The following is an 11,400-nucleotide window of genomic DNA, read 5'->3' on the forward strand; positions in this document are numbered from 1 at the left end:
TGAAAGGCTCCACGTCCTCAACGCGACACGACATGCGGCGCTTCCAGGTAATGGCGGCGGTCGAGACCATGAAGCGCTAGCGCGGCGATGATGCCGACGAGGATCAGCCCAGCCCATACGAGTTCGTCGAGGCCAGCCTCGCGTGCCGCGCCCATGAGCGCGCCGATGGCCAGATTGCCGACAAGGACTCCAGTTCCAACGATGGTGTTGTAGAACCCATAATGGGTGGCCACCTGCTGACCTCCGGCGAGGGAGACGACCGTGTCCATCTCGAACGGAAAAACGGCAGCGGCACCAATGGCCAGGATGGCGGCGGACGCCAGGAGTGCAGCCAGAGCCGGGATGATTCCGAATCGATGACTGTCGCGCACAATGCTCAGCGGCAAGAATGAAGCGGCCAGGATCGTCGTACCCATGGCAAGGCTACCCCCGGGGTTCCAGCGAGCGGCGAGCCAGCGGGTGATGCGCAGCTGAGCGGCGACTGGAACCAGGCCCGAAACCACGAAGAGCGCTGCCACCACAAATGATTCAAACTTCCGCGTAAGAATCGATGCCTGCAGCGGCATCGTGAAGAAGACCTGGGAAGACAACACGTAAGAGCCGGTCATCACTGCGGCGAAGAGCACAAAGGACCGGTTGACCACAACGGCCCGCCACTCGCGGATTATCGATGTCTGCTCCGATGCGGCGTCGGCGCGGCGCTCAGGCAGTGTCAAAAGCTGGGCCAGCGTCAGCATGGCGGATATCGCCGCGGCAGCCAGTGCGCTGATCCGGAAATCGACGGCCACCAGTGCAAGCCCGACCAGGGGACCGAGCAGAATCCCGGCCTGATAGAAGAGGTTGAACATCGCGAAGGCTGCCACGCGGCGATCACCGGCATCGGCGGCGAGGTAGGCGCGGATCGCGGGATTGAATAAAGCGGCCGTGAGACCGGTTGTGGCTGAGGCGATGAGCAAAGCCGGCAATGACTGCGCAACCGCCAAGAGTGCGAACGCTCCAGTGCGCAACAGGCATCCGGCCACAATTAACGCTTTGTAGCCGACCCGGTCGGCGAGCGTGCCGCCAATGATGAACATTCCTTGCTCCGAAAAGTTCCGGACGCCGCTGACCAGGCCAACGGTCCACGCGGCGAGCGCCAGAGCGCCCGCAAGGTAACCGGCCAGATACGGGATCAGCATGTAGAAGCCGATGTTGATGCCGAATTGATTAATCATCAGCAGCCGGCTGGGCCTGGAGAAACTGCGGAACTGCGCGATCAACGCCATTACCGCATCATGTCAGTTGGGCTGCGCATGTAGTGTCCGGCGCTCTCAACCTTCGATCCCGCGCGGCGAACGTTTGTGGTCCGCAGCAACGAAGCGGCCGGGATCTTCGTCGAAGGCCTCCGCGCAGGTCAGAGAGCAGAAGGCGAATGTCCTTCCATGCCATGTGATCCGAGTTGCCGCGTTGTGGGGGTGCAGTTGCATTCCGCAGACCGGATCGGTGGCACGGTGGGCGCGTTCCGGGCCGCGCGGCCGTACCTCGCTGAGGTGAACCGATTCCGCTATACCCTTGAGTCGTCGCGGTGGCAAAGCAGCGAACTCGGCGTCTACGCCGCCCTCGGTTGCGCGGCGCAGGTCTTGAGTGATCAGGAACTGTCCTGGGGCACTAGCCGACGCCACCCGTGCGGCGAGGTTCACAGTGCCGCCAACGTAGTCACCCTCCCGATACAGAACCCTGCCATGGTGGGCACCCATATGCAGGGCAGGAAATTGGGGCTCTGCGTCGACGAAACGACTTATCGCAAGCCCGAATTCGATAGCGTCTGTCGGCTGCGTGAACGTCAGCATGAATGCGTCGCCGATCTGCTTGAGGATGCGGCCTCCGTGCCGAGTTGCCGCGCTACGTACCGTGATGCCGAACCTGTGCAGCACTTGAGCGGCAGCGTGGTCACCCATTGCCGCGGTGAGCGGGGTGAAACTTGCGAGATCGACAAACAGAACGGTCGCTTGTTCCTCGCCCGGTGCCATGGAGGGTGGGGTGGTCTCCTCGGCGATATGGCGTAGCAGGTGTTCCCGGTTGGCCTGCTGATATGCGCGTCGGTGGAAATACACGACGGCCGGCTTTATCAGATCGAACAAGGGTTTCGCGATGCCGGTGCTCGCCCCCAGCAGCTCGCGGCCAACCAGTCCCTGTGCACGCAAACGCTCATGGACATAATTGTGGAATGTGCGCACCTCGGCATCGGCCAAGCGCTCCATGGCATCAGCGAACACTCGCACCAGCTGCATGAGGGTGTCGCGAGGCAGCCCCGATGCGAGTGCCCGGGCTACCACACGCAATACGGAAACGTCGGTATCGGTGATAGCCCCAATCTCATTCCATTGGAGAATTTCGATCAAGTCAGTGACTACCTCATCGTCGAGTCCCAGCTCCGCGGCGATGTCAGTAAGGTTTACCGGGGCGCCGCTGGGCGGCGCGAGCTCCTGGAAAATGTCCAATAGATCGCCATGGCTGGTGGCCGCCGCCAATTGCTGCGCACCGACACCTCGAGCCTGTGCGAACTGAATCAGCCGCAAGGGCTGCAGCGAGTCGGGCTCGAAGTCTGCGTCGGCGTGTCGGTACAGCAATCCCAAGTCGGCGTACGAACAAACACGTTCTTCGGTCTCGGCGGCTACCGTCGCCAGTCTGTGCAGACTCCAAGACCCGGCCATGAGATGCCACGCTCGATCCGATTACGTCGCCCTGGGCTTGACAGCGGATTCAGTCACGATTGACTGGAATCGGCGTAGCTGCAGACTGTTGCTGACCACGAAGGCCGACGAAACGGCCATCGCGGCGCCGGCCAGCATCGGGTTGAGCAGTCCGGCGGCCGCAAGTGGCAAGGCGGCGATGTTGTAGGCGAATGCCCAGAACAGGTTGCCTTTGATCGTCGCCAACGTCTTGCGCGCGAGGCGGATCGCGTCGGGCACGGCGCGCAGGTCACCACGCACCAGTGTCAGGTCGCTGGCCTCGATGGCGATATCGGTGCCAGTTCCGATGGCCAGTCCGAGATCGGCCTGTGCGAGCGCGGCTGCGTCGTTGACCCCGTCGCCGACCATGGCCACCACTTTGCCTTCGGCCTGCAGCCGCTTGATGGTGTCGACCTTGTCTTGTGGCAGCACTTCGGCGATGACTTCATCGATGCCTACCTGCTTGCCGATCGCGCGCGCGGCGGCCTGGTTGTCGCCGGTGAGCAGAATCGGTGTCATCCCCATCGAACGCAGCTGGCGTACCGCTTCGGCGGAGGTCGGCTTAACGGCGTCGGCCACCACCAGCAGCGCGCGAGCCGTGCCGTCCCAGCCGACGGTGACGGCGGTCTTGCCCTCCGATTCGGCTTCTCGCATGGACCGCGCCAGCTTGTCCGGTAGGTGCTGGGCCCAGTCGGCAAGAAGCCGCTCGCGGCCGACGACGACCGCGTGGCCCTCGACGACGCCCTGAACACCCAAGCCCTCGAGGTTGGTGAAGCCCTCGACGGGCGGCAGCTCGCCGACTTTTTGGCGGGCGGCCTTGGCGATCGCCGTGGCTATGGGGTGCTCCGAGGAGTCTTCGAGTGCACCCGCAACTCGTAGCACCTGGGCTGGCTGTTCCCCGTCGGCGGTGATGACGTCGAGCAGGTTCATGGTCCCGGTGGTTACGGTCCCGGTCTTGTCGAGGACCATCGTGTCGATGCGCCGCGTGGATTCCAGAACCTCTGGGCCTTTGATGAGGATGCCCAGTTGTGCGCCGCGGCCCGTGCCGACCATCAGGGCGGTGGGGGTGGCTAAGCCGAGCGCGCAGGGGCAGGCGATGATCAGCACCGCGATCGCTGCGGTCAACGCCGCGGCGATCGGTTCTCCGGTGCCGATCCAGAATGCGAGCGTGGCCGCCGACAGTGCGATGACGATCGGCACAAAGATCCCGGAGATCTTGTCGGCCAGCCGTTGCGCCCGGGCTTTGCCGGTTTGTGCCTCTTCGACGAGCTTGGCCATCTGCGCCAATTGGGTATCGGAACCGATCCGATTGGCGCGCACCACAAGTCGTCCACCAACGTTGACGGTGGCGCCGACAACTTGGTCATCCGGGCCGACCTCTACCGGCACGGATTCGCCGGTCAGCATGGACGCGTCGACCGCCGAAGAGCCCTCGATCACGATGCCGTCGGTGGCGATCTTCTCACCGGGCCGGACCACGAATTCATCGCCAACCACGAGTTGCTCGATCGGGATGCGTTGCTCCACACCGTTTCTGCGTACGGCGACGTCCTTGGCGCTCAGCTCAAGCAGGGCGCGCAACGCCGCGCCGGCACGCCGCTTGGAGCGCGCCTCGAAGTAGCGGCCGGCGAGGATGAATGTCGTCACCCCCGCGGCCACCTCGAGATAGACGTTGCTGGTGCCGTCGGTGCGAGTGATGGTCAACTCGAACGGGTGCCTCATCCCAGGCATTCCGGCCGTGCCCCAGAACAGGGCGTAGATCGACCAGCCGAACGCGGCGATCGTGCCCATCGAGATCAGCGTGTCCATGGTCGCGGTGCGCTGGCGCAGGTTGGCCCACGCGGCCTGATGGAACGGGAGCGCACCCCACACGACCACCGGCGCCGCCAATGTCAGCGACAGCCATTGCCAGTTGGTGAATTGCAGCGCCGGAATCATCGCCATCGCGATCACCGGCAGGGACAACACCAGGCAGACCAGCAGCCGCCGCCGCAGCGCAGCGGTCGAGTCTTCCTCGGTCGTGCTTCCTGAACCAGCATCTGGTTCAGGCTCTTTCCGCTTGGAAAGCTCCGCCCTATATCCGGCTCGTTCGATGGTTTGCACCAGCTGTTCGGCTGTGACATCCCCGACGTAGTCGACCCGGGCTTTCTCGGTGGCGAAGTTGACCGCTGCCGCTATCCCGGGCAGCTTGTTCAGCTTCTTCTCAATTCGGGCCGCGCAGGACGCGCACGTCATACCGCCGATGTCCAACTCGACGTGGCGGCTCGGGGTTCTTTGGGTAACGGGCCTCACAATCAACTCCTCGGATGGGAAGTCATGAGCCGGTGGTCGCGTTCGACGCTTCAGATGGTGTTTCAGCGCGCGAGATGATAGCCCGCCTCGTCGACGGCGTTCTCGATTGCGTCGCTGTCCAGGGGTCCGGCGCTCTCGATTGTCACTTTCCCATCGGTCATATCCACATCGACGGCCGTCACACCGGAGACCTTTGCGATCTCTTCCCGTACCGCGGAGGCGCAGTGTCCGCAACTCATTCCGGTGACGGTCACACTGACAGTGTTCATCTAGATGCCTTTCCGTAGCACCAACAACATATAGCATACCCCTGTAGGGTATGTAAACGGTCGGTTTTCTGTGCAGAGCCAGATGGCAGCGCCTTGGTCACCACGGCCGGGAGAGTTACGTACGCAGCGTCGCGTCCTGAGTAGAGGGATCTCGTTGTCGTCGAAACCGAGCTGGCCCGTCGGACCTGCGAAACCATTGGTGCTAAATCACCACGCGGTGCTCTCAGCACGATGCGCCCTGCCAAGCAGCAAGGCTGGCTCCCATGTGACCGCCGCCATGCGGCTCGTTCAGATTGGTGTTATGCCCTACCCGGCCCGCCGGCCGCAAACGGCGTTGGCAACAGCGCCAACCGGTTCAGCGTTCACGTCAGCGGCGTTCACTAAGCGCACGACCACTTTCACGCCTAGTTCCGATCGCTGTGCACACGTCGCGCACGCCGCACCGCTTATAGCGATGGCGAGGGTCAAGAACTTTCGATGCAGTAAGCAGCCAACGTTCAAGTGAGCAACTGCCACACGGCGCCGGCCGAAATGCCCAACGCCAGGCTGACGCCGGAAGCTAGCACCGCGGTGATGCTGGACGACTTTTTCGGGTCGAATACGTCGCCGCAGTGGGCGGTTGACTGCCTGAACGACGGAATGATCCAGCGCAGATAGTAGAACAGGCTGATGAGGGAGTTCACGAAAACGACCACGGCAAGCCACGATTGGCCGCCGTCCCAGGCCGCGGTGGCGGTGGTGAGCTTGCCGACGAAGACGGCAGTCGGGGGAGTGCCGAGCAGGCCGAGCAGCGCGACCAGCAGCGCACCGGCTAAACATGGCTGGGACCGGGCCAGACCACGGTAGGCGCCGAGGTCACGGCGGCCCGGCAGGGCGGTGGTCACCGCGAACGCGGCGCTATTGGTGAGCGTGTAGCCAGCCAGATAGAACAGCAGCGACGGCAGCGCGAGGTCGCTGCGGCCGGCCACCACGATGGGGACGAGCAGGAACCCGACCTGACTGACTGTTGACCATCCCAGCAGTCGGCGTGGGTCCTGTTGCCAGTAGGCGGCCAGGTTGCCCAGCGTCATGCTCGCGACGGCCAACACCGCGACCAGCAGCGGCCATCCGATGGTGTCCGGCAGGACCGTGGCCAGGCGGTATAGGGCGATAAGCGCACCGATCTTGGGCACCGTTGTCAAAAACATTGCCGCCGTGCCGTTTGCGCCTTGCGCCGCGTCGGGCACCCAAAAATGCGCGGGCACACCGCCGGCCTCGAACATCAGGGCGGCGAGGACGGCGACTGCCCCGGCGGCGACGGCGCCTGCCGGGGCGTTGCCGAGACGGAAGCCAAGCTCGTGATAACTGGTGGCACCGGTGACGGCGTAGAGGATAGATACACCGAGCATGAGCACGATGCCGAACAGCGCGCCGATCAGGTATGCCTTCATCGTCGCTTCCGCTGCAGTGGGGGAGCGCAGCAGCCCTATCAGCCCATAGAGCGGGATGCTGGTGAGCAGGAACCCGGTTATAAGCACAAGCAGGTCATCTGCGCCCGCCAGAATGAGCACCCCTGTGGTCGAAAACAGCAGCAGCGCATAGGTCTCGCTTTCTCGTGGCGAGCCCCGTATTTCGTCACCCGCCACGGCGAGAACCAATAGCGCCCCGATCGCAGCAACGATCCGGGCCAGACCGGTGCTGGTATCTATGGCGAACGTGTCGTCGAACGCGCTCTGATCGGGCCCCGTCATCCCGGTGATTGCCGCCAGGGTGGCACCGGCTAGCACCATGGCGGCGATGACGCTGGTCCACCACTGCCGGTGCTTCGCGAGGAAAGATCCGCTGATCATCACCACGAGTCCCCCGGCGAAGACCAGCATTTCCGGCAACATGAGCAGTGGCCGCATTCCGGCCTCGGTGTTCACGGGGATCTCCCGACGAGCGCGACGAGTGTGTTAGCAGCCGGTTCGATCAGATCGAGCAGTGGCCGCGGCAACACGCCGATGGCGACGGACAGCAGCAAAAGCATTCCGGCTGAGGCTATCTCGGAGGTGTAGGCGTCGCCGAAGCCGACCGCGTGACCGCGTGTCTTACCGGTGAAGATGCGTTGAAGCGCACGCAGAAACAGAGCGGTGGTGATCACGATGCCCGGCAAGGCAATCGCGGTGACGTGTGTGGCCGCGATGCTGCCGGTGAAGATCTGGAATTCGGCGATGAACCCGGAGAAGCCAGGTAATCCGAGCGACGCGAACGCGCCGACCGCATATAGGGCAGCGAACTTCGGGGCCGGGCCGGCCAGTCCACCGTAGGCATCCATGTCGTAGCTTGCCGCCCGGTCATACAGCACGCCAGCGAGCAGGAACAGCGCGCCGGTGATCAGACCGTGGCTGACCATCTGGGTGACCGCGCCGGTGACCGCGACACCGCCGGCGTGAGCAGTGCCGCCGCCGATCAGCCCCGCCGCACCGACCGCCAGCACGATGTAGCCCATATGGTTGACCGAGGTATAGGCGATCATGCGCTTGAAGTCGTTCTGCGCCAATGCCACCAGGGCGCCGTAGAGCACCGACACGATGCCCACCGCGATGATCACCCAGGCCCACGAGCGCCACGCCTGCGGAAGCATCGGCATCGCGATCCGCACAAACCCGTAGGTCCCCATCTTCAGCAGCACCCCGGCCAGAACGGCGGAGCCGATCGCCGGCGCGTCGGTGTGGGCGGGAGGCAGCCAGGTATGGAACGGAACGGTGGGGGTCTTGACCGCCAAGCCAAGCAGAATAGCCGCCAGCACCAGCCCGCCCACCAGGGGGCTTTTGGCCAACGGGGTGGTGGCGGCGATGTCGACCATGTCAAAGGTATGTGGCTTGGACGCGATATAGAGGCCGATGAACCCCACCAGCAGAGCCAGGGAGCCGAGAAAGGTATAGAGGAAGAACTTGAGCGCCGAGCGGCCCGCATCGCCGTGGCCCCAGCCGGCGATCACGAAATACATCGCCACGATCGACAAATCAAAGAAGACGAAGAACAAGATCAGGTCGGCCGAGACAAACAGGCCCAGGCTCACGGCTTGAAGGAACAAAAACAGCGCAGCTTCCAGCCTGGACCGGTCGCGCCCGCGCAATCCGTAGACCGCACAGGCCAGAAAGATCACCGCGGTCATGATCACCAGCGGCAGCGACAGACCATCCACGCCGACGTGGTAGCTGCTATTGATGCCGGGGATCCACCTCGCTTTTTCCTCGAACGCCAAGCGATCCGCGGGCGGCGGACGGTATCGCGCCCACATCAGCGCGGTCAGTGTCGTCTCTGCTGCAGCGACTGTGACCCAGACCAACTTGGCGCCGCTGTCGCCGATACGAGGAACGGCCAGCAGCCCGAACCCAGCGGCCAGGGGCAAAAACACAATCAGGCTAAGCACATTCACCTCACCGCAAGCACCAGCACGACACCGACCATGAGCAGCGCCACGCCGGCAAGGTAGTACTGGTGCAGCTGACCGGTTTGCGGTCTGCGGGCCAGCTCGCCGAGTGCACGCATGCGCTGCGCGACCGCCTCGACTGCACCGTCGACGCTTCGAATGTCGATCCGTGCCGCGCCTTCAGCGGCCCGCAGCACACCCATGGCCGTCACATCCACGGCCCGGTCGATCACATGGTCGTCGAATCGGGCCAGCATGCGGGCGAGACGCATGGTGGGTCCGGCGACAAGCACATGCGCGACTCGTTCAAGGCCGAGCCAGGCAGCGGCCCACCTCGGCTCCGGCACCCGCCACAGCACCACGGTCACCACAACCCCGAGCGACAACAGAGCAGAACCGGCCAGCCCGAAAACCGTTGCCTGGGCGGCTGATCGGTTGTCCAAGGCGCGGCTGAGTATCGAGCCGAACGGGGGCAAGGCAAGCACACCGGACACCGCGGCCCCGATGGACAGCATGACCAGCGGCGCTTGTTCGAAAGCCGTGAGCCGTCGCGCGTCTCTCGAGTTCGCCACTCGGGTGGGTGAATCAGCTTCTGGCTGTGCGGGTTTAGCGCGCCACAGAACTACCAGAAGTTTTCCTGAGTAGGCCGCCGAGACAGCCGCCGCAACGACACCTGCTGCATAAACCCCCGTCCAGCGATTCGCTGCCGCGGCAAGGACAGCATCCTTGGTCGCCCACAGCGACAGCGGCGCCACCCCGGCCAGGGCCAGAGCCGCGACACTGGCACACCAACCCACGAGTGGCCAGCGGCGAGCAACGCCCCGCAGATCGTCGAGTTGCTTGCTGCCCAGCAGGGACAGCCACGCGCCGGCGGCCAGGAACAATCCTGCCTTGGTGCTGGCATGGGCCACCAGCTGTGCAGCGCCACCACTGACCGTGCCCACGCCCGCGGCCATCACGACGAATCCGAGCTGCGCCGCGGTCGAGGCGGCGAGCAGTTGCTTGAGATCGCGCTGGGCCAGAGCCACCACACCCAGCAGCACCGCCGTCGCGACCCCAACCCACGCGACGGTAGCGGCCACCCATCCGGTGGCCGCGAGCAGCGGCTCGACCCGCAGCAGCAGATACGCGCCCATCGCGACCATCGCCGCCGAGTGCAGCAGCGCGCTGACCGGGCTAGGTCCGTCCATCGCCCGCGACAACCAAAACGAAAACGGCAGCTGCGCGGCCTTACCCAGCGCGGCGACCACCACACCAACCGCGACGACCTCGCGCCAGCCACTACTCGCGGCGGGCAGATCCGCCAATGCGAGTCCCGCGCCACCGGCCAGCGCAGCACCCGCGGCCACATAGAGCCCCAGATCAGCGGAACGGGTAGTTAGGAACGCGATCAGACCCGACGACACTCGGTGCTGGTCGCGCCACCAGAACCCGATCAGCGCGTATGACGCGGCCCCCATCAGTTCCCACGCCAGCAGCAAGGTCGGCACCGTCGCGGCCGTCGCCGTCAACATTGCGGCCGAAGCAAACAGCAGCATCAACCCGTGAAAGCGGCCCTGCGCGGCCCGGATATCCCCGACGGCGAACACCAGCACCAGCGAGGTCACCGCAGCGACCGCGGGCACCACCGTGGCGGCCAAAGCGTCAACGTGCATCCCAAAGTTCGCATCCGCCAGGTAGGCCACCGAGACCGTGGGCCGGGCGATGGCGGCCGCGATGGAAAGCGCCACCACGATCGCGGCGGTGGCCACCGAGACCGCCGCCGCCCACCGGCGCGCTCCACTGAGCACGAGCGCGGCACCAACCACTGCCGGCGCGCAAACCAAGAGCCACAGCAACAGCTGTGCCGCTGATGTCATTGCTATCTCACCCGGACAGGTCGGTGGCCATGTCCGTCATGTCGGCCCGGCGCTCGCGGTGCAGCAGCGTGGCCATCGCAAATCCCATCGCCATCTCCACCGTCATCGCGGCAATGATCACCAGGAGCAGCACCTGCCCCGTCGGCGCCGGCACGACAAACCACCAGAAACCCGCCACCGCGAGGATGACCGCGTTGATCATCAACTCCAGTCCCATCATCACCATCACCACGACTTGCTGGGACAGCGCGCCGTAGAGTCCGACGCTGAACACCGCCGCGGCCACCAGCAGCACCGTCTGCAGGGTCACGGTCCGACACCTCCCGGTTGTGGATCGCGGGCCGGTCTGCGCTTGAGGTCGTCACCAAATCGGTCATAGCGAGTTCGGCGGGCAGCCAAAACAATTGCCGCGACGATGGTGGCCACCATCACTGGGCTGATCACCGCCATGGCCAACATCTTCGGCCCCATCAACTCCTCGCCAAGCGCGGCGGTGAGATCCTGTGGCGGTTCGCCTCGCCGGGACGGCCAGTCGGTCAACAAAATCCCGGTCGCCAGAACGACGAACGTGACAGCGGCGGTGGCCAGGGCCCGGCGCTTGTCGTGCACCATGCTCATCGGCATCAGCGCCGGATTCATGCCCATGAACATGACCATGTACACCGCCATCACCGCCATCTCCATCACCATCATCAAGATCGTCACGACGCCGATGTAGTTCTGCTGCAACAGCAACACCGCGACACCTACCGCCACGAACGAGACCGCGAGTGCATATGTCGCGCGGGCCATCGAATTCACCCGAAACACAGCGGCCCCGGCCAGCACAGCGATCACACCGGCGATCCAGTACACGATGTGCACGACCATGT

The 11,400-nt window shown here is 64.6% G+C and carries 9 protein-coding genes; all 9 read right to left on the reverse strand.

Annotated features, from left to right (window positions below):
• Positions 1 to 17: 17 nt before the first annotated feature.
• The gene (locus MYXE_RS10735) at positions 18 to 1,265 is read right to left on the reverse strand and encodes an MFS transporter (RefSeq protein WP_085196546.1); all 1,248 of its coding nucleotides are present in this window, start codon (positions 1,263 to 1,265) and stop codon (positions 18 to 20) included.
• A gap of 45 nt (positions 1,266 to 1,310) precedes the next feature.
• A complete protein-coding gene (locus MYXE_RS10740) occupies positions 1,311 to 2,510 on the reverse strand; it encodes a YHS domain-containing protein (RefSeq protein ID WP_232061788.1) in 1,200 nt (399 codons plus the stop codon).
• 204 nt (positions 2,511 to 2,714) lie between these two features.
• Complete coding sequence (locus tag MYXE_RS10745) at positions 2,715 to 5,003, reverse strand: heavy metal translocating P-type ATPase (protein WP_085196550.1); 2,289 nt, start codon at positions 5,001 to 5,003, stop codon at positions 2,715 to 2,717.
• Positions 5,004 to 5,065: 62 nt separating this feature from the next.
• The gene (locus MYXE_RS10750) at positions 5,066 to 5,272 is read right to left on the reverse strand and encodes a heavy-metal-associated domain-containing protein (RefSeq protein ID WP_085196552.1); all 207 of its coding nucleotides are present in this window, start codon (positions 5,270 to 5,272) and stop codon (positions 5,066 to 5,068) included.
• Positions 5,273 to 5,769: 497 nt separating this feature from the next.
• Positions 5,770 to 7,158 (reverse strand): NADH-quinone oxidoreductase subunit N, encoded by a 1,389-nt coding sequence (locus tag MYXE_RS10755; protein ID WP_085196581.1) that lies wholly within the window; start codon positions 7,156 to 7,158, stop codon positions 5,770 to 5,772.
• Positions 7,159 to 7,172: 14 nt separating this feature from the next.
• On the reverse strand, positions 7,173 to 8,669 hold the full coding sequence (locus tag MYXE_RS10760; protein ID WP_085196583.1) for a complex I subunit 4 family protein: 1,497 nt from the start codon (positions 8,667 to 8,669) through the stop codon (positions 7,173 to 7,175).
• A 2-nt stretch (positions 8,670 to 8,671) separates the two neighbouring features.
• Positions 8,672 to 10,528: a proton-conducting transporter transmembrane domain-containing protein gene (locus MYXE_RS10765; RefSeq protein WP_085196554.1), complete on the reverse strand. Its 1,857-nt coding sequence runs from the start codon at positions 10,526 to 10,528 to the stop codon at positions 8,672 to 8,674.
• A gap of 7 nt (positions 10,529 to 10,535) precedes the next feature.
• On the reverse strand, positions 10,536 to 10,838 hold the full coding sequence (locus MYXE_RS10770; RefSeq protein ID WP_085196555.1) for an NADH-quinone oxidoreductase subunit NuoK: 303 nt from the start codon (positions 10,836 to 10,838) through the stop codon (positions 10,536 to 10,538).
• A complete protein-coding gene (locus tag MYXE_RS10775) occupies positions 10,835 to 11,398 on the reverse strand; it encodes an NADH-quinone oxidoreductase subunit J family protein (protein WP_085196557.1) in 564 nt (187 codons plus the stop codon). Before MYXE_RS10775 ends, MYXE_RS10770 begins: the two co-directional genes overlap by 4 nt.
• Between the last annotated feature and the right edge of the window lie 2 nt (positions 11,399 to 11,400).

Origin of the sequence: Mycobacterium xenopi, from assembly GCF_009936235.1 — a bacterium.
Taxonomy (GTDB): Bacteria; Actinomycetota; Actinomycetes; order Mycobacteriales; family Mycobacteriaceae; genus Mycobacterium; species Mycobacterium xenopi.

Excerpts from the sequence above, each read along its gene's own strand:
- MYXE_RS10755 (WP_085196581.1), bottom strand. The coding sequence starts at position 7,158 with ATGCGGCCACTGCTCATGTTGCCGGAAATGCTGGTCTTCGCCGGGGGA.
- MYXE_RS10775 (WP_085196557.1), bottom strand. The coding sequence starts at position 11,398 with ATGGTCGTGCACATCGTGTACTGGATCGCCGGTGTGATCGCTGTGCTG.
- MYXE_RS10765 (WP_085196554.1), bottom strand. The coding sequence starts at position 10,528 with ATGACATCAGCGGCACAGCTGTTGCTGTGGCTCTTGGTTTGCGCGCCG.
- MYXE_RS10735 (WP_085196546.1), bottom strand. The coding sequence starts at position 1,265 with ATGGCGTTGATCGCGCAGTTCCGCAGTTTCTCCAGGCCCAGCCGGCTG.
- MYXE_RS10750 (WP_085196552.1), bottom strand. The coding sequence starts at position 5,272 with ATGAACACTGTCAGTGTGACCGTCACCGGAATGAGTTGCGGACACTGC.